Raw genomic sequence first — 18,689 nt, forward strand, 5'->3', positions numbered from 1 at the left:
GGGGAGACGTAAGGGACGCTCAGTAGGGCCCTTTGAAATCGTCCGTCCGGTCGGTGGAATCGATCCGGTCGGTGCGACCCAGCAGAGCCAGGGCCGCCTGGACGATGGTCGATGCCTTGGGATAGAAGGCTGCTTCCAGCGGTTGCGACACCGGCGTCGGGCAGTCGGGCAGACTGATGCGCCGCACCGGCGCCTTCAGGGCAGTGAACGCCTGCTCCGCCGCCAGGGCGGCGATTTCGCTGGCAACGCCACACAGCTCCCAACTCGTATCCGCCACCAGCAGACGTCCGGTTTTGCCCACCGACGCCAGCACGGTTTCGGCGTCCAGCGGGCGGATGCTGCGCAGGTCCACAAGCTCGGCGTCAACGCCGACCCGGGCCAGTTCGTCGCAGGCGCGCTCCGCCTCATAGGTCATGAGAGAGGTGGCGACAATGGTCAGATCGCGTCCCGGCCGCAGCACGGCCGCCTTGCCCAACGGAGTCGGTTCTGGCTCTACCGGGACCGGTCCCGACACGCCGTAAAGTGCCCGGTGCTCCAGAACGACCACCGGGAAATCGGCCTGCAGAGCCGACAGCAGCAACCCCTTAGCGTCGCGCGGCGTCGCCGGCATGACGACGCACAGGCCGGGAAAATGGGCCAGCGGGGCCTGAAGGCTTTGGGAGTGAGTGGCCCCCTGGCCCCAGCCCTTGCCGATCACGGCGCGCATCACGATCGGCATGCGGCCCGCCTCGCCGCCGTACATGTACGACCATTTGGCCGCCAGATTGATCAGCTGGTCGAATGCCAGAAACGAGAAATCGGCGCGCGGATGCACGATCACCGGCCGCTTGCCCACCGCAGCGGCACCGATGGCGATGCCGGTCAGGGCGTTCTCCATGGCCGGCGCGTCGAAGACCCGCCGCTTGCCGAAACGCTGGCAAGCTGCCGAAGTGGTGCCGAATATGCCAGACGGATAATCGACGGCGATCCCGGTGACAAAGATGGAGGGGTCCAGCTCCATGGCTTGAACCGTGGCTTCGGAAATCGCTTCCGCGTAGGTGAGGTTGCGGGTCATGGGGTCATCGTCCTGCAGAACCGGGCCAAACATTGTCGAACAGCGTGGCGGGTTGCGGCCAAGGCGCCTGCCGCGCCCGCTCCACGTCCGCCCTGATCCGCGCCAGAGCGGAATCCCGCACCGTCCGCAGTTCCGCAGGCGTCGCCAGCTCCTCGCGCACGGCCTGCGCGCCGGCGCGGCGAACCGGGCAACGCTCCATCCAGGCCGTTACCTCATCGAGCGAGCGGTAATCGCGCCCGGCCTCATGATCAAACAGCGGTCCCACATGTTCGCGCCAGCGATATGTCATGCATTCCAGAAACACCGGTCCCTGGCCGGCAAGGCAGAGCTGCTGCGCTCGCGACGCCGCATTGTAGACCGCGGCAACGTCATTGCCATCCACCTGCTCCGCCGTCAGGCCGAAACTGCGCACCCGGTCGCACAGGCTGCTGTCGGCCGCCTGACGCACCGAGAGCGGACTTTCCGTGGAGTAGAGGTTGTTTTCGCAGACGTAGATCACCGGCAGCCGGCGGATGGCACCGAAATTGATGCTTTCGTAAAACCCCCCTTCCTCCAGCGTCGCATCGCCGAAGAAGGCGACCGCAACCCTGGACGCACCATCCATGGCGAAGGCGAGAGCACTTCCGGTGGCGGTCGCCACGGTTTGGCCGAGAATGGCGCTGGAGATGATGAATCCCTTGTGGCGTGCGGTCAGATGCACCGAACCGCCGCGCCCGCGGGCACACCCGTCCTCGCGGCCGTAGAGTTCCGCCGCCAGCCGATAGAAATCGCCGCCCCGCGCCAGATAATGGTTGTGGGAGCGGTGATGGCTATAGACGACGTCGTCGGGTCCAAGAGCCTGACAGACGCCAACCGCCACCGCCTCTTGTCCAGTGCCGAAATGCGTGGGGGTCCGCATTTCCTGTTCGCGGTACCGGGATGCGAGAACTTCCTCGCTGAGACGGAGATTCACCAAGCTCTTGAAAGCTTCAAGCAGATTGAATCCCTTGGAGGCGGCGGCCAACGGCGGTTGCCGCTCCAGATCGTGGTCAGTTGCTAGCACCTCAAGCATCCGCGGCCCTTCTGAACGCAATTTCCCGAAAACGAGGATAGCAGATGATACCAATAAGAAATCCTTTATGCGTGCCGGCGGTGTTGCTGCGCGGTGTCATCCGCCATGGGGAGCCGTGTTTTCGGCCGGCTCGGCCCGCCATGCACGTTATGCAGCTCTTGGCGTTTTTAGCTGACACCTATCGCGCTGTCCCCGCTTCGGAAATATTTCCCTTGGGACAGCTTATCCATTGAGCGAGCAGCAATCGTATTTCGGCTATCTCCAGCTATCAGAAGTCTATATATTGTTAAATAAATCTAATCATTTCCATCCAGAAAAATGCAATTTCGAGTTCTCTCAGCAAATAAATGGTAAATCATATAATTTCCATTTCACGCTTTATTGTTTTTCAAATATTGTCCAATAGTAATCCCCGCTGTACCCGGCTTCCATGAAAATTTCCCGCCAAACATCCGGCGTGCAATAGGTCCTGGCCGTCAGCATCCAATCCATCAGAAGATCCAATTCGTCTTGGTTGCGATAAGCATCCACCTGAACGAATCCCGCTCCCGGCGCAACCCGCTGCATTTCCCGCAGCGCCTCCCGACAGCCGGCTTGCTCTAGGTTGTGGATCGTGTTGATGGAAAGGGCCAGGGCAAAGCTGTCGTCCGCGAAGGGCAGCCGATCGCAACTCCCCTGCAGGATACGTTTGGCGACATCGGGATGGGCGTTGCGGATCGCATAGGCGGAGATGTCGAGCCCCCAGACTTCCAGACCGGGCATCAAGTCCATCAGATCCTTCATCAGGAACCCTTTGGCGCAACCGATATCCAGAACCCGATCTCCCGGCTTCAGGCGATAGCGGTCGATGATCGTGCGTGCCACGGCCACCCAGCGGCCGTCATAGTGGTAACCGCCATAGCCTTGGGTTCGGGGACCGTCAAAATACTCAGCGCCGAACGCGAGCGCGAGGCGCCGGTTCTCCTCCTTGTTTGCCAATCGGCCCGGGATGTCGCGGACGATCTTGGGAACGGATCGCAGCAGGTTGAATTCCGGCATTCGCAGTCTCCCTCACGCCGTCAGGCGGCGCTGGTTGACGTGAAGCCACAGGACGAATGCATCGCAACGCACCCCATGGGGTTCCAACAGCAGGGCGGGATCGAGGGTGGCATCAGCTGGTCGCCATCATCTCGGCATGGGCCTTGGCCAGCCCCACCTCCAGCGGCGTGAAGACGAAATCAGGAAAAGCCTTGCGCAAAGCGGTGATGTCGAAATGGCGATGAGTAACCGGATTCTGCCGGGGCGTTCCATTGACCGACACACCGCCTCCGAACAGTGCAGCCACCTTGTCCGCCAGATCGCGGTAGCTGATAGACCGGCCCGTCGCAAGGTTCAGCGTGCCTTGGCTTCGTTGGAAGAGGACCCGCACGGCCAGTTCCACCACATCGTCCACAAGGATGTGATCGCGCGTTTCCTCGCCCTCTCCGAACAGCACGATGCGGCCATCCTGACGTGCCATCCGGCGCAACCGGTTGGGGCCATAGGAGTTGTGGGTGTCGGTTGCCCCGAAAATCAAGGTGGGCCTCAGCACCGCCGAAGGGACCGCAGACATTTTCAGCATCAGTTCACGGGCCAGATGCATGGCACCGTAAAGATCCTTGGGCTCGGCCGGGGTTTCCTCGTCCACAGGACTGTCGCCCATCGGATAGACGGCGTCGCTGCTGAAATAGACCACATGGTCGACGGGCCGGGCTTCCAGAGCGGACACCAACGCTTCGCCCATACGCAGATTGGCCATGAAGGGTTCGATGCCGCGTCCCTTGTCGGGGGTGAGAGCGGCCAGGAACAGCACAGCGTCGCTGGGTTGCAGAAGTTCTGCCAAGTTTGCACCGGCTCCGGCCGAGGCAAGCTCCAGCACCGTCCGATCCGGAGCGAAGACCGGCACCCCAGCACGCGCCAGCCGAGCGCTCAGCCGGCGGCCGACGAAGCCGCCGCCTCCCAGAACGACGACGCGGGCGGGCGGGCGTGGTGCGGGGGCCAAATGGGTCAGCATGGGGCTGTCCTTGAGTCGAAGGCGGAAAAATTCGGAGCACCCAGCACGATGGAATGCAGCCCGGCGGCAGCAAGGCGTGTCGGGTCCAGCACACGATAGGGATCGATGACGATCCGACCGGCCAAGACCGCCGCCAAGGCGGCTGGGTCCAGCTCGGCAAAGGCCGGCCAGGGCGTCATCACGACCAGCGCATCGGCTCCGCGGCAGGCATCCAGAGCGTCCGCAGCCTGCCGCAGCCCGGGATGCATCTCCGCAGAGGCACGAACCACCGGATCATAAGCTGCGACCGGGCGCGGGCCGATACTCTTCAACAGGTTCAGAGCCGGCGAATTCTTCGTCGAATGCGTGTTTTCCTTGTAGGCCAAGCCCAGCAGCGCCAGGGCCGCATCCGGCTTGTGGGCGAACACATGTTCGTGCAGGCGGGCCAGAACCCAGTCCTTCCGGTAGCGGCTGTTGGCCGCCCAGGCGCTCACCACGGCGGATTGGCTGCCATGGGCCGAGGCCAACCGCGTGAAGGTGGCAAGGTCGCGTTCGAGGTTGCCACCCGCAACTCCCAGGCCGGGAGAGAGATAGGCATGAGGCCCGATGCGCCGGTCGAGCCGCAGGGCGGGCGCCATTTCCGCCCAGTCCGCACCGATCCGCTCGCACAGTTCCGCGATCGTGTTGGTTGTGCTGACCGAGGACACCAGGAACAGATTGATGGCGATCTTGGTCAGTTCGGCGCTCTCGTACCGCATGGGCAGGATCGGGCAGCCGAACGCTTCCAGAAAATGCTGCAAAGGCGGTGGCAGAGGGGCCGACGGGTCGGCGCAGCCCAGGATGTAGCGTTCCGGCTTGAGCGCCCGCTCAACGGCGCGTCCGAAGATCAAAGTCTCTACCTGATAGAAAAGCGTCTCCGGTTGCCGCGACAAGCTGCGGGTGAACCCTGGAGGAACTTGACTCAGCACCACCATCACTGTCTCGGGACTCAGGTGCTGGTCAGCCAAGGCGATCAGTGATCGCAAAACGGTCAGGTCGCTTCGTCCCGCTTCGTCCGTGGCCACATCAGGCGCCACATAGCACAACGCTACATCAGCTAGATCGGCTGGATCGGCGCTGAACCGGATGTTCCGGCCATGCTCGTGCAGCAATTCCGGCAGGCCGGGTTCCATTACCGGAAGCCGCCCGGAGGCAAGGGACTCCGCGAGCGCGGGATCGGGGTCGAAGCCGATGACGGAGAAACCCAGAGCGGCGGCGGCGGCGGCGTGGTTGATGCCCAGATGGGTCATCCCCAAAAATGCGATTGGCTGGTGGAGGGCGGCGCTCATCGACTCGATGCCTCCTGGGCTAGAAGGGAGAGTTGGCGATTGATCCAGAGATCGTTTGCCACATTTGTGCCGGCGTCGCGGCACAGCTCGAGGAAATGAGTGTATTCCGCAGCCCAAGTGGGGTCGGCCTGCACCAGAACCGATGTTTCCTCATCCGGACGGCCGCTCGGCAGCTTTCGGCTCCGGACCGTAAAGGTGGACGGCCCCCATTTGCACAGGGACTCGATATGGGCGGAGCCGTTTTCTGCGAAGATGTCGCAGGTGAAATGATTCCGCCAGGACAGCAGAGTCATTTCCAACTCGACCCCAGGCAAGCCGTCCACCCCAATCACGACGTGATCGAACGACCTGTTCTCATAGCGGTTGGCGGACAGGATGCGGAAATTCCCTTGAGTCTCTCCGAACCAGAACAGCACCGTGTCCAGCAAATGGGAGCCCAAGTCGGGGAGGACGCCGGGCCCCTTGTCCCGCCAGGCGGAATTACGCACATCCCGGGCCGTGCCGTTGCCGTAGAACATCCGGCAACGGTAGATACGGCCCAGCCGGCCGCTTTCCAGAAGCCTCTTCATGGCCTGGAAGTGGGGCTCGAATCGGTGATTGTAGGCGGTGTACAAGGTCCGCCCCATCCGGGAGGCCAAGGTCGCCAAATCTTCAAGCACCGCCGGTTCTTCGGTGATGAGAGGCTTTTCCACCAAGACATGCTTGCCGCTCTCCAAGAGGCGGCGCAGCAAATCCGGCTTGGCTCCATCGGGAGTACAGACGAGGGCGGCTTCATAACTGTCCAGGGGAACGGCTTCCAGGTCACGGTAAATCGCTTCCTGCCTGACCGGGTCCACCGTGGCGACGCAATCGGACCCGGCGACCCGCTGCCGCTTGGCACCCTGGATGCCCAAACCGATGACAATGCAGCGCATGGGCAATCCTTCAGGAATACCGGACGGCATTTTCGGCGCGCTCGATGCGTGCCAGCAGTTCAACCGGGCTGATCGGCGCATTGCCGTCATAGCCGCATTCGAGCCCCGCGGCAAAACTGCCGAGAATGCTGGCGATCACGTCGTTGCCCGTAGCGGCCATGGCCAGACTGGCATAAGCGAGCAGCGCATCCCCGGCCCCCACTGGATCGATCGCCTGTTCAGCAAAGCTGTCCAATATGAAGAAACTGCGGGTTTCATGCCCCACACGCCGGAACGTGATCATGCCACGCTCCCCCATCTTCAGCATGAGAGTGCGACAGCCGGCACGTTTGAAAAGCTCGGATCCCAGAGGACGCACCGTCGCATCCTGGTCTCCGAGAGCAAAACGGGCCTCCCGCTCGTTGGGGGTGATCAGATCGAAGCCGGGGAAATCCAGGATATTGCCCCATCGGCTTGCCACCTGGCTGTCGGCCACGCGAAAGCAACCTTCGGGAATCGCGTCAATGAAGACGGGAATGGACTCCCGATTGAACAGACCGTGACGGAAATCCGAGAAAATCACCACGTCCGCCGGCACATCGCGGATCTGCGCGCTGAGTTGCCGGACAATCCGTTCGGAAATCGGCCGGTTGTCCAACGTGTCGATCTTCAACATCCGATAACCGCCGACCACAATGGCGTTCTTGTTCGTCGTCGGGCGTGTCGGATCGATCACCGGCCGGCAGTCTACGCCAAAGGCTGCAAGGTCTTGCAGCACATGGTCGCAATCCGCATCCTCTCCCATGACGGTGGAGAACACGACCTCGGCGCCGGCGGCCTTCAGGTGCTTCGCTACAATGGCCGCTCCGCCGGAAAAGTCCTGACGCTCCTCGTAACGCACGCTCATGGTCGGGGTTTTGGTCATTCCACCGATCATGCTGCATTGGGTGTAGCTGTCGACGATCGTATCGCCCACAACATGCACCCGAAGGCCAGCCATCTTTGCAACAGCCTGACGCAGATCGGAGAAGCTGATCTTCTCTGCATCCATCAAGACCATCAATTTTTCGTTATTGATGTCAGGAGGCGCCAGATCAATCAATTGCGTTGATGAATAAACGACGTCACCAGGAGTAAATATGATCTCTCCACCATACTCTTCAAGCGCATCGATCTCTTTCTGCGTTTTCGGATGGACAGATCCTTTTACGTATTCGTATCCTTTTGCAAAGTAGTCTGGCTGAATGGTCTTGATGTTAGAAATCGGAGTCGCCTCCATGTCGATGATGACATAGTCGACGATCTCGAAGGCCGCAAGATTGAGAGCCCGCAAATCCTGCGGGACGTATGGCCTGACATTCCCCTTGGTGATGTGCTGGTCAGCGGTCAGGCTGACCACCAGAATATCGCCTTTGGACTTGGCATAAATCAGATGCCGCAGATGTCCAGGATGCACGACGTCGAAGACGCCATGGCACATGATGACCTTCTTCGCACGGGGACGGCTGCCGACCAGCGTGCGCAGTTCCGCCGCGGACTTGATCTTTCGCCGATACTGGAACAGGGTTGCTTCTTCCATGTCAGCTCTCCCGTGAAAGCATCGCGAACCAAGTCCGCGTGGCGTCGGCGATGCGCTCCGGGGTCCAAAGAGGAGCATCTTTCCAGTAATCGATGTCGGCAAGCACCCGACCGACCCCTTCTTCAAAACTCACCTGCGGGGACCAGCCCAGGTCCGCGCGGATCCGGGTCGTGTCTGCCCACGTGCAATCGGGTTCCCCCGGACGTTTGGGAAGATGAACGACCGGACCATTGCCCAGCAACTCCACCAACCGGTTGACAGGCTGTGGACTGGATGCCCCGAGATTCCAGATACGCCCCGTCAGGGTGGTGCGCGCCGCCGCCAGGAAGGCCGCCGCCACGTCGGTGACGTAGAGGAAATCGCGTTTCTGGGTTCCGTCCCCCACCACGGTGAATGGCTGTCCCCCCAGTTTCTGGCGCAGGAAGACGCCGAATACGGCACCATACGCCCCGGATGTCCGCGACCGCGTGCCGTAAGCGTTGAAGATCCGGATCACGTTGACCGGCAGGCCATAGACCCGGTGCCAGTGCAGACAGGCTTCCTCACCCTGATACTTGCTCAAGGCATAAGGATACTGCGGCGCAATGGGGTGATCTTCGGTCGTGGGAACGGCAGCCAATCCATAGCAGGACGAAGACGCCGCATAGACCAGCTTTTCCACCCGGGCATGGCGTGCCGCTTCCAGGACGGCGACCGTGCCCTGTACATTGACCGCCATATACTCGGCCGGCCGTTCGATGGAGGGCACGATGTCGCCGATGCCGGCGAAATGCAGAATGCAGGATGCTCCCCGGACCATGGCGTCGTCCGCCGCCATGGTCCGAACATCGCGTTGCTCGAACACCAAATCCTGGTTGTTCCGGTGATGGGCCAGGTTTTCCAGCCGACCGCCGGTCAGGTTGTCGATAACGTGCACCCGGTAGCCCTGATCCAACGCAAGATCGACAGCGTGGCTGCCGATGAAGCCGGCTCCTCCGGTGATGACGGCAATGGGTCTGCTGCTCATACGGAAGCGCCGCTCTTGAGAACCTTGACGTTGATGTAGCGCTCGTCCTTAAGGCTATCGGGCAGCAGACCGGCCTTGAAGGCGCGGCACAGGTCGCGTGCTGCGTCCTCAATCCCCCGCTTGGGTCGGAACCCCAGATGACGAGCGATCTTGTCGGAGTTGATGTGGTAGGAGCGAGGATCGTTGGAGGGGGTGCGCACGATTTCGATCGGTGCCCGCTCGGGAAACTCCTCCTCCACTACGCTCCGCACGAACTCCGCGATCTCATTGATCGTATGGTTCTGATAGCCGGCATTGAAGGTCTGCCCGGCAATCTCGCCGTCTTCCGCCTCCAGCAAGAGCTTGTAAAGGTCGCACATGTCCTGGATGTGCAGGTTGGGCCGCTTCTGGTCACCACCGAACACGGTGATCTTGCCGTTGTTGACCGCATGATTGGTCAGAATGTTGACCGAAAGGTCGAGGCGCATGCGTGGGCTGTAGCCGCACAGCGTAGCGGGGCGAATGGTGACGCAAACAAAATCGGGGGACTGGTGCTTGAACAGGAGCGGTTCGCACATCCCCTTGAACTTGTTGTACAGCGTCAACGGTACCAGAGGGTGTTCCTCCGTGACGTCGGGAGCGTCGGATACCCCGTAGACCGAGCTTGACGAGGCGTAGATGAAGCGCTTGACTCCCTGCTCCTTGGCCGCGATCACCATCGGCTCGAAGCAGTCGTAGTTGATGCTCGTGCTGAGCTGTTCGTCCAACTCGAAGCTCGGATCGTTGGAAATGCAGGCGAGCTGGATAACCGCATCTACCCCTTCGCACGACACACGGAAATTGTCGGTGTCGCGGATGTCGCCCTGGACGATCTTCAGGCGCGGATGCGGTGCCAAAAAGCAGCCGTAATACATCGTGTCGTAAACGGTCACGTCGTACCCCGCATCCAGGAGCTGCGGTGTGAGCAGTGTGCCGACGTATCCGGCGCCGCCGGCGATCAAAACGTTGCGAATAGGCATCTTTTCCATCGCTGCTTTGGGGTGGCTGCGTTGTCCGGTGTGAATTTCCGCGACCTGCATCATACCGCGGCCGGCACGGGAAGCGGCTGAGCGATCCTGTAGCCGGCAGCCATGGCGTCGCGGTAGAACATCTCCACCGTTTCCAGTGAGTAATCCTCAAGGTTCTTGCCCAGAAGGCCGAGCTTGCCCAGCAAGTCGTTGGTCATCGTGATGATGTGACAGCCCATGGCTTCAGCCTGCACCAGGTTCAGCAACTCGCGGGGGCTGGCCCACAAAAGCTCGAGTTCCGGTCGGTTGCGCAGGGTGTCCAGGCAATCGCGCATGACGCCGACCGGGTCGACGCCGGTGTCGGCCACCCGTCCAGCGAACACGCTGACGATGGCAGGCGTGCCATCCGCCAAATTGTCCCGGACCGCGGTCACCTGCCCGACCGTCATGAGGGCCGTGACATTGAGCTTTACCCCGGCCTGCGACAGACGGCGCAGAATGGGACCGGTGAATTCACGTCTGGTGTTGGTGACCGGCACCTTCACATAGACGTTCGGCCCCCATGACCCGATTTCCCGGGCCTGCTCCTCCATGGTCGGCAGATCGTCGGCGAACACCTCGAACGAGACGGGGCGGTCACTCACCGCGTCCAGCACGCTGTGGGCGAAAGCGGCGTAGTCGCTGATCCCGGCCTTGCGCATCAAAGTCGGGTTGGTCGTGAATCCGCGCACCCAGGGCTTTGCCGCCATCGCCAAAATGGTCTGGAGGTCGGCCCCATCCGCGAAGATCTTGATCGAGAAGTCGGACGGGTTGGTCATGACGAAGTCCCGGTTATGGTAGGCGAAGAGTTGTGGGCGAGGATGAAGTCCACCGCGGCGGGCAGGTCCGTGCAGGTGGCGTGCGGGGCCATACGCAAGGATTCGGCGTACCCGCGGTCGATATGGATCGTGAAACACCCGGCGTTTCGGCCGCAGTCAACGTCCCGCCAACGGTCTCCGACCATCCAACTGCGGCTCAGATCTATGCCGTGTTCGCGTGCAGCCTCCAGAAGCATTCCCGGTTGCGGCTTGTAACGATCGCTGTGTTCGTCGCAGCAGACCTCGATGCCATCCAAGGGCAAAGCCGCTCGCAGATGGCGGTGCATCGCCTCCAGCGTCTCGGAGCTCTGCAATCCTCGTGCGACATCCGGCTGATTGGTTGCGACGATCAACATGAAACCTGCGGAGCGCAGGCGCTGGAGCGCCTGCCCGGTGTTGGGGAACAGCTTAAAATGATCCAGGTCTGGGGGCGGATAGGGTTTGCCGTCACGTATGACTGGCTGGTTGAGCACCCCATCCCGGTCCAGGAAGACCGCCCGCCGGATCATCGAATCTCTTTGGGGGCGTTGACAGCGCTTTCCCACTTCGTGCTGACCGATTGCAAGGCCGGATGGGAGACGAGGCAATGCCAGATCACCGCTTGAAACGCTTCCGACAGGGGCGTGACATGACCGGGATTGACATCTGGAACGACGATCACGTGATCTCCGTTCTTGGCCGTGTGCCCGCTGGCGCGCCCGACGATGCCGAACACCGTCATTCCTCGTGCCTTGGCCTCATCCACTGCGCGCACAATGTTCGTGCTGATTCCTCGCTCCGAATCTCCGCCGCCGACCGATAGGACGAAAAGGGCATCGCGCTCACCGGCCCGGCTGACCGCGAGCCACTCGGCGAATACGCTGTCCCATCCCTCATCGTTTGTCCGGGCAGTCAGTTCCGCAACATTGTCGACAGGCGAATAAGCCTCAATTCGGCACAGCTTTCGAAAATCATTGACCGCGTGAGAGCAATTTGCGGCACTACCGCCAACACCCACGAAGAAAAGACGTCCGGCCTGAGTGCGGAGGGCAACAAGTGCTTTGACCATATTCTCGATGCCTGTCCGATCAATGCCGCCTGCAACGGCTTGAACCTCGGCAAAGAAGCGGTCGGCGTGTGACAATACATCCTCCACTGAATTAAATCCGCCAGTTGTGCGCATTGGCACACCTGATAAACCGATCGGCTCTTCCAAACGCCGTATACGCCCTGGAGGGCATACTCTGCCAGCACAAACAGGGACATGCTAATAGCGGTTGGCTCAACAAAACCTTAATTATCTCTTGACGGATTTCGTGGTGATGACGGACAGCACTGTCCCGACATGACCAGCGAGACTGTCAAGAAAGATGGGAGCCGCGCTTTGGCCATGCGCGGCATCCGGCGCGAAAGAACATCGTGCCTCTCGATGGGGGCGTGAATGGGACACACCCCTTTCACTTCCCCTCCCTCACCCCACGATCTTCCACGACCCGTCGGGCTGGCGGCAGGCGGTGCCGAAGGCCTGTTCGGTGCGGCCGCCGACGACGATGGTCTGCTGGAACTCGCGGCAGTAGGAGCCGGACCCGTCATAGCCGTCGCGCACCGGGACGATGACGCCCTGGTTGCCGGACTGCGGGTTGTTCCAGCTGATCCGCTGGCCGATGGGGGCGCTGTAGGCTTGGGTCGCGGCGCGGTCGGCATAGGCCTGGTCGGCACGGTCGAGCGAGGCGCCGAGTTCCCGCCCGGCGAAGGCGCCCAGCAGCGTGCCGATGCCGACCGCCACCAGCTTGCCCGAGCCGCCGCCGAAGCGCGAGCCGATCAGGCCGCCGGCAACGGCGCCGCCGACGGTGCCGAACCCTTCCTTGCTGCCCATCGAACCGGTCTGGCAGCCGGCCAGCGTGGTGGACAGCGCAAGCACCGCGACGGCGGCGATCCGGGTGAAACGGGTGTGGGCACGCATCGGAGGCTCTCTTCTTTTCCGAGGGTTGTCCCCCGGTTATAGCGCAAGCGGCGCCGTTTGTGCAGCCGCCCTCTCCCGGTAGTGGGCGAGCAGGCGCGGGCAGAGCCTCTCCAGCTTCGCCTCCAGCGTCGGGGCCTCCAAATCCGGATCCTGCGGCTTGTGGCGAAACCGTTCCGACACTCCCCGGCCCTGCACGTTGCCGAAGGCGAACTCGACGCGCTCCATCAGGTCGGGCACATGCCGCCACAGGGCGCCGGCCAGCTCGTCGTGGCGGCGGCGGTAGTCGTAGAAGCCGTCATCCACCGGCCAGCCCAGCGCCGTCATCGCGGCCGGCACGACGGGATCGCGGGCGACGAAATCCTCGTAATGCACCACCGCGTCGAAGCGCTCCTCCCGGCCGGCGAAGACCTCGTCGATCAGGGCGAACTTCTCGTCGATCAGGCCGGAATGGTTGCGGTAGGGCTTGGCCGACAGGCTGCGGTAGGTGTCGCGCGGGTCGCGCAGCAGCAGGACGGTGCGGTCGGGGCGGAAGCGCTCCCGGTGGACCTCCAGCGGGTAGGCGGTGGTCACCACCGCCTTCACCACCATGTCCAGTTCGGTGTCCACCCGCGGAGCGGCGTAGTTGTTGAGGATGTCGACCAGCGCCAGGCAGTCCGGCCGCTGGGCCAGGAACAGGGTGAAGGCGGTCGCACCGCTCGACTGCATGCCGTAGACCAGGAGACGCATCGCTGGGGGATTTCCTTGCTTTCGCGGCGGAGCGGTCAGGCCGCCCGCTCCGTCCCCTGCCCTGCCGTCAGCCAATCCTCTTCGATCTCGGCGCTGATGAAGACGTATTGGCGGGTGTGCGGGGTGGGGTGGCGGATGCCGACGCCGTGCAGGGCGTGGGCGCTCTGCGGGAAGATGACCATCTGGTTGGAGCGGTAGGGGATGACGGCCACCCGCTCCACCGCGTCGGCCGGCAGTTCGTAATGCTCCAGGCTGGCGATGCGGCCGTCCTTCCAGCGGAACAGCTCCAGGTCGCCGCCTTCGGCGTCGTCTTCCGGCCGGCGCAGGTAATAGAGGCAGGTGAACAGCCGGTTCGGCGTGTCCAGATGGGCCCCGCGCGAGGAGGAGGCCGGGCCGGTGACCGGCGTGTTGATCTCGGCCCGCGCATCCATCAGGATCCGCGCCCGGTCGAAGCCGTCCCGCAGGATCAGTCCCGTCCCGTGCCCGGTCAGGCTGCCGCCCAGCGCGCGCAGCAGGCCGTCCGGCCAGTGGCCGCGGAACAGCGCCGCCACATCGGCCAGCCATTCGGGGGAGCTGTGCCGGCGGACGAAGTCCTTCCACACCTGCGGCAGCTCCGGATGGTTCATGATGAGCGAGGCCGACAGCTGATAGCGGCGGTTGCTGCCCGGCGGACGGCGCGGGTCGGCCCAGCCGATCTGGGCGAAGCCGGGAAAGCCGGCGTTCAGCGCCCGGTGGGTCTCCTCGTCCAGAACGTCGGACAGGACGATGTGGGGAAAGGGATCGGTGCGGATGTCCGCCGCGGTGACACCGGCCAGCAGGGACTGCATCTCAGGCCCCGCCCTTCATGCCGCCCGCGGTCCGGGCCTGGGCGTGGGCCTGCATGGCCATCATCCTGGAGATGTGTGCCTGGGCCTGCGCCTCCACCTGGGCGGACAGCGCTTCCAGCGCGTCGGCTTCCGGATGGCCGGGGGGCAGCCAGCCCATATGGAAATGCGGCGGTTCGTAGCCGGTGGTGCGGAAGCCCAGCCGCTGGTAGACCTGCCGCCCGTGCGATCCGATGATCGGGGTGGACAGGGTGATGCCCATCATCGGCCCGGCCGCCGCCGCCTGCAGCCCGCGCAGCACGTCCGACCCGATGCCCTTGCCGCGGGCGCGTTCCAGCACCTGCAATTCCGACACCCGCCAGTTCCGATAGCCGAGGTCGACCACCACCCGGCCGACACGGTCGCCGGCCTTCTCGATCACCAGATCGATGTGTTCGGGATAGACCATCTCCTGCCCCGCCCGCATCGCCCGGTACTGCTGTTCGTACAGCGCGCGCAGGAAATCGGGGCTCCCCTGCGCCCAGGCCAGCCAGGGGCGCGCCTCGATGAACAGGTCCAGCAGGAAGCTTTCGTCGCCGGCGGTGGCGAAGCGGGCGGTCAGGTTGCCGGGAAAGGGGAAGGAACCGGAAAAACCGGACATGGTTCGACGCATCCTCCGCGAAGGAATGGCAAAGGAATGAAGGGCGGAAGGCCGCCGCCTTCCCCCGGAGGGAACCCCCAAGGGAAAGGCGGCGGCCGACCGTGAGGCGAGCCTCAGTTGAACGTGATCTGGAAGACCGCCCGTTCCGATCCGCCGGCTTCCGGCAGGATCCGTTCCATATGGACCGGCCCGAAGGCCGGCATCTGCGGATGGGTGACGGTGAAGGACGCCCCGTTGAAGAAGGGCAACCCGTCGGCCGGACATTCCAGGAACAGGCTGAAGGCGGTGCGCGGGCTGCCGGGCATGGTGCCCTTGGGGTTTTCCGTGCAGGCCGTCAGCGTCGCCTCGATCACCACACCTTCTTCCGACGTCATGGTGAAGACGCTGTTCAGATAGGGGGTGAAGAGGCCGGCGGAGAGTTGGCTGAGATCGGTCATCAGTTGCGGCTCGGATAGAGGCCGTTGACGGCGATGATGAAGTTCAGCGCCAGATAGGGCGACACGGTGCCGAAGGCAGTGCCGCCGCCGTTGACGTTCGGGCCGACCGTGACGGTGCCGCCGCCCGTGCCGCCGCTGGCGGTCAGGGTGATCGGGCCGGACGCGGTGCCGCTGACCGAACCGCTGGCCGTGCCGCTGAGGGTCTGGGTCGGGCCGATCGGAATGTTCGCCGTACCCGCGAGGTAAATGTTCGCCTGGGCGCCACCCTTCGTCAGAACGCTGTTGTTCGCCGGCGTGACGACACCACCGCCAGCCGCACTGGCAATCGTCAGGTCACCGCTCACCGTCGTCGGCAGGGTGGCGGTGGTGCTGAACGGCAGCGACGCCGTGCCGGTGATGGTGGTGGTGCCGCCGGCGCCGCCGGAGGTGAAGGTCGAGGTGTGGGTGTGGAACGGCACATTGGCCTGGTTCAGGGTGGAGACGAAGGCGCCGCCGGTCTGGCCGACGTTCAGCACACCGACACCGGTGCCGATGGTGCCCTGGCCGGAGCCCATCGGCATGCGGCATTGCAGGTTCGGCACGTTGAAGGTGGTGGAGCCGTTGCCACCATAGATGGTCCCGATCAGGGAGTAGAGCGCCGCATACTGCTGGAGGTTCATCTGCTGGCCAGTGCAGCGGACATAATCCATCGGCGCCCAGCTCCACGGAACCATGAACACCATACCGAGCATCGGATCCATTGAAAATCCTCTCTTTCGAATATTTTTGTGCTATGCACAACTAACGGGAACCCGACTAAAGATCGCTCCCTGCCGGTTGTCGTTCTATACCAATGTAATCTGCAAGAGTCGATACGCCGTCTCAATTTCTCGCAATGTTTGCTTTTTTGTAATGAATTGCGATCATCGTGCACATATGACGCTGGCCGCAAAATAGCTTTTTCCCATGAGACAGCCCACCTGCACGAAAGAAGCTGACCAGCGTCCTATGCATCGGTTGTTCCCCAGGGCGCATGGCCGACCAAAGATCGCCGATGGCAGGGTAGTGGCTATTCCCTGGCTTCGCTACCGTCATGCGCCATGGCTGCACGTTTATTTCCGACACAGCGAATAATGTTTCAATAAAGTGTCGCAATGCGCGCACCGGCCCGGTGCCGTTTGGAGTCTTGCCGCGCCCCCTTCATTCGCGGAGCGGGGCATGCGCTGATCTCAGATTTATGTAACGGACAAGACTCGATGGATTTCGTCGACCGTCATCCGCACGGAGGCGCTACGGGATGAACAAAGCTAGCACTTGCCGAAAATTGTGCAGCTTGGCATTGAGGAAGGCCCTTCTCCCCTCGCGGGAGAGGGGTTGGGGTGAGGGGCGCAGACCTGGTTTCCACCGGCTTTCAGCCGATCGCACCCCTCATCCCGCCCCGCAAGGGGAGAAGGGCTATTCGCTGCCAAAGGCTCCTGTTCTTTCGCAGATGCGAGATCTGTGCATCCCGTAGCGCCTTCGCGGGGATGACTGGTTTCCTTGGAAAGGAACAGGATTTTTATATGCGATTGCCCTGCCCTCCTGCCGATCCTGTCTTTCAAAAGTCACCGCCAAGAACCGCCGGCATGGCCCCGTCCGGTCGCGCCGCCCATCCTCAATTTTTTCCTCCATCGGCGACCGGTGAAAAAAGGACGGAAACGGAAAATTCGGGGAGAATGGGCAGCCCTCCCACCCCGAAGCCGCCTGATTCTCTCCCCCACCCTCCCTCTTTTCGTGACTTTCGCCCGAAAAGCCCCTGTTTTACCGAAATTAGGAGCGACTGAAATCAGGCTCCCGGATTTTTCCCTGCGAATTCACCCGGAAAACAGCGATTTTCTGCGATTATTTTCGAAGACTACATGCAGGAGTATGTACGCTTCCTCATCCGATCCGGCAGACCCGGTTCGGCGGACGATCCGCACGCAAAACTTCCTTAACTGTTCTTCTCCAAAATCGGTTCATCGGTGCAAAAGTCCGGAATCACTCCCGCATAGGGATGATAACCGCCGACCCCTTGCCTACGATGCCGAATTTCCTTCACGAATTCTCGTTTGAAAATTGCGATGCGGCAGGAATAATATTCCATCCCGTGCTACATTTCGGCACATATTCGCATGTTGCGAATGGTGGGTTTCTTTCTTAGAAATCTACGGTTGGTTTGATAACTCCCCTTTTCGGGCTGCTGGCGGGTGTGGCGATGAAGTCCAGGTTCACGCGGGTGAAGGGTTCGGCGAAGAAGACCGGTGCGAAGACGGGGGCACAGGCGGCGCACAAGCCGTCCGCCCGTCCACCCTTGGCCTATGCGCTGGAACCGCGCTTCATGTTCGACGCGGCCGGTGCGGCCACCGCAGTGGCCGATCAGGCATGGGCCGGCGACCATGCTGCCGACCCGACGGCTGCCAGCCACGACACCACCGACCACAGCACCGATCAATGGCAAGCCCAGGCGGGTGCAAACGCCACGCCTGCCGCGACCGCTCCGGTGGAGGTTCGTGCCGTCGGTGCGACGCAGAATGACGGCAGGAAGGAAGTCGTCTTTATCGAAACCAATGTTGCGGATTATCAAACATTGGCGGACGGCGTGAAGGCCGGGATCGAGGTCGTGCTGCTGGACCCCGGCAAGGACGGCTTGACCCAAATGGCACAATGGGCCGCCTCTCACAGCGGCTATGATGCCATCCACATCATCAGCCATGGTCAGGAGGGTGCGGTCTCTCTTGGAACACTCACCCTTAATGACGGCAGCCTCGCCACCAGATCCTCTGATTTAACGATCATTGGAAATGCGCTGAGCGAAAATGGCGACATTCTCCTTTATGGCTGCGATGTTGCCCAAGGCGCCAACGGATTGAATTTTATCGGTGATCTTGCTGCCTATACCCATGCGGACATCGCTGCATCGCAAAATTCCACCGGCGCTGCCGCCTTTGGTGCAGACTGGACGTTGGAGAAATCTGTTGGAAGTATCGAAGAGCACACCTTACTGACATCAACTGCGATCGATAGATACTCAAGCATCCTTGCCGATACAGCGTTTGATGCGACGCTTAATTTAACTGCCACCAACGGCATTGACGATGTCTATTCGATCAATGGGTCTACGACATTCTCGCCAACCATAAACAATTCAGGCGGTCAGGATACTGCCATTTCCGTCTCATCAGAGACATACATAATTACAAATTTTGATGCTGCAAATGACAAGATATCAGTAGTAGATTGGGCAACAACTTTATCGAATACATTTTTTGTTCTAAATAGTGATGCGCAGAATACAAACAACCTCATTGGCGGCTACGAAGCGGACGGCTCGACAGCTTCAAGTTTTGGCATATTG

General features: G+C 61.9%; 18 protein-coding genes and 1 pseudogene. 1 reads left to right on the forward strand and 18 read right to left on the reverse strand.

Annotated features, from left to right (window positions below):
- Positions 1-19: 19 nt before the first annotated feature.
- The 18 genes from J2Y49_RS24665 to J2Y49_RS24750 all read right to left on the reverse strand — a co-directional run bounded on the left by J2Y49_RS24665 (position 20) and on the right by J2Y49_RS24750 (position 16,074).
- On the reverse strand, positions 20-1,054 hold the full coding sequence (locus tag J2Y49_RS24665) for a transketolase C-terminal domain-containing protein (RefSeq protein ID WP_310117689.1): 1,035 nt from the start codon (positions 1,052-1,054) through the stop codon (positions 20-22).
- Positions 1,055-1,058: 4 nt separating this feature from the next.
- A complete protein-coding gene (locus J2Y49_RS24670) occupies positions 1,059-2,159 on the reverse strand; it encodes a thiamine pyrophosphate-dependent dehydrogenase E1 component subunit alpha (RefSeq protein WP_310117691.1) in 1,101 nt (366 codons plus the stop codon).
- 324 nt (positions 2,160-2,483) lie between these two features.
- Positions 2,484-3,143, reverse strand: a complete 660-nt coding sequence (locus J2Y49_RS24675; RefSeq protein ID WP_310117692.1) for a class I SAM-dependent methyltransferase — start codon at positions 3,141-3,143, stop codon at positions 2,484-2,486.
- Positions 3,144-3,255: 112 nt separating this feature from the next.
- Positions 3,256-4,137 (reverse strand): NAD(P)-dependent oxidoreductase, encoded by an 882-nt coding sequence (locus J2Y49_RS24680; protein ID WP_310117693.1) that lies wholly within the window; start codon positions 4,135-4,137, stop codon positions 3,256-3,258.
- The gene (locus tag J2Y49_RS24685; protein ID WP_310117694.1) at positions 4,131-5,444 is read right to left on the reverse strand and encodes a UDP binding domain-containing protein; all 1,314 of its coding nucleotides are present in this window, start codon (positions 5,442-5,444) and stop codon (positions 4,131-4,133) included. Before J2Y49_RS24685 ends, J2Y49_RS24680 begins: the two co-directional genes overlap by 7 nt.
- Positions 5,441-6,358, reverse strand: a complete 918-nt coding sequence (locus tag J2Y49_RS24690) for a Gfo/Idh/MocA family oxidoreductase (RefSeq protein ID WP_310117695.1) — start codon at positions 6,356-6,358, stop codon at positions 5,441-5,443. The genes J2Y49_RS24685 and J2Y49_RS24690 overlap by 4 nt, the downstream gene beginning before the upstream one ends.
- A gap of 10 nt (positions 6,359-6,368) precedes the next feature.
- Entirely contained in the window at positions 6,369-7,916 is a 1,548-nt protein-coding gene (locus J2Y49_RS24695) for a PfkB family carbohydrate kinase (RefSeq protein WP_310117697.1), read from the reverse strand.
- 1 nt (position 7,917) lies between these two features.
- Positions 7,918-8,922: an NAD-dependent epimerase/dehydratase family protein gene (locus J2Y49_RS24700; protein WP_310117699.1), complete on the reverse strand. Its 1,005-nt coding sequence runs from the start codon at positions 8,920-8,922 to the stop codon at positions 7,918-7,920.
- A complete protein-coding gene (locus tag J2Y49_RS24705; RefSeq protein ID WP_310117701.1) occupies positions 8,919-9,983 on the reverse strand; it encodes an SDR family oxidoreductase in 1,065 nt (354 codons plus the stop codon). Before J2Y49_RS24705 ends, J2Y49_RS24700 begins: the two co-directional genes overlap by 4 nt.
- Positions 9,980-10,726, reverse strand: coding sequence for a transaldolase (locus J2Y49_RS24710; protein WP_310117703.1), 747 nt, complete (start codon positions 10,724-10,726; stop codon positions 9,980-9,982). The genes J2Y49_RS24705 and J2Y49_RS24710 overlap by 4 nt, the downstream gene beginning before the upstream one ends.
- The gene (locus J2Y49_RS24715) at positions 10,723-11,274 is read right to left on the reverse strand and encodes an HAD-IIIA family hydrolase (RefSeq protein ID WP_310117704.1); all 552 of its coding nucleotides are present in this window, start codon (positions 11,272-11,274) and stop codon (positions 10,723-10,725) included. The genes J2Y49_RS24710 and J2Y49_RS24715 overlap by 4 nt, the downstream gene beginning before the upstream one ends.
- Complete coding sequence (locus J2Y49_RS24720; RefSeq protein WP_310117705.1) at positions 11,271-11,960, reverse strand: SIS domain-containing protein; 690 nt, start codon at positions 11,958-11,960, stop codon at positions 11,271-11,273. Before J2Y49_RS24720 ends, J2Y49_RS24715 begins: the two co-directional genes overlap by 4 nt.
- Positions 11,961-12,215: 255 nt before the next feature.
- A complete protein-coding gene (locus tag J2Y49_RS24725; RefSeq protein ID WP_149225276.1) occupies positions 12,216-12,707 on the reverse strand; it encodes an RT0821/Lpp0805 family surface protein in 492 nt (163 codons plus the stop codon).
- Positions 12,708-12,743: 36 nt separating this feature from the next.
- Complete coding sequence (locus tag J2Y49_RS24730; protein ID WP_310117708.1) at positions 12,744-13,433, reverse strand: hypothetical protein; 690 nt, start codon at positions 13,431-13,433, stop codon at positions 12,744-12,746.
- 35 nt (positions 13,434-13,468) lie between these two features.
- Positions 13,469-14,260 (reverse strand): 2OG-Fe(II) oxygenase, encoded by a 792-nt coding sequence (locus tag J2Y49_RS24735; protein ID WP_310117709.1) that lies wholly within the window; start codon positions 14,258-14,260, stop codon positions 13,469-13,471.
- 1 nt (position 14,261) lies between these two features.
- On the reverse strand, positions 14,262-14,897 hold the full coding sequence (locus J2Y49_RS24740; RefSeq protein WP_194910384.1) for a GNAT family N-acetyltransferase: 636 nt from the start codon (positions 14,895-14,897) through the stop codon (positions 14,262-14,264).
- Positions 14,898-15,010: 113 nt separating this feature from the next.
- Positions 15,011-15,334 (reverse strand): DUF6916 family protein, encoded by a 324-nt coding sequence (locus J2Y49_RS24745; RefSeq protein ID WP_194910382.1) that lies wholly within the window; start codon positions 15,332-15,334, stop codon positions 15,011-15,013.
- Positions 15,334-16,074, reverse strand: coding sequence for a tail fiber protein (locus J2Y49_RS24750; protein WP_310117713.1), 741 nt, complete (start codon positions 16,072-16,074; stop codon positions 15,334-15,336). The genes J2Y49_RS24745 and J2Y49_RS24750 overlap by 1 nt, the downstream gene beginning before the upstream one ends.
- 1,598 nt (positions 16,075-17,672) lie before the next feature.
- Here J2Y49_RS24750 and J2Y49_RS32470 point away from each other — a divergent pair.
- Positions 17,673-18,362, forward strand: a pseudogene (locus J2Y49_RS32470) (DUF4347 domain-containing protein); the annotation flags it as partial.
- Between the last annotated feature and the right edge of the window lie 327 nt (positions 18,363-18,689).

Source organism: Azospirillum sp. BE72, assembly GCF_031455875.1.
In the GTDB taxonomy this organism is placed as follows: domain Bacteria; phylum Pseudomonadota; class Alphaproteobacteria; order Azospirillales; family Azospirillaceae; genus Azospirillum.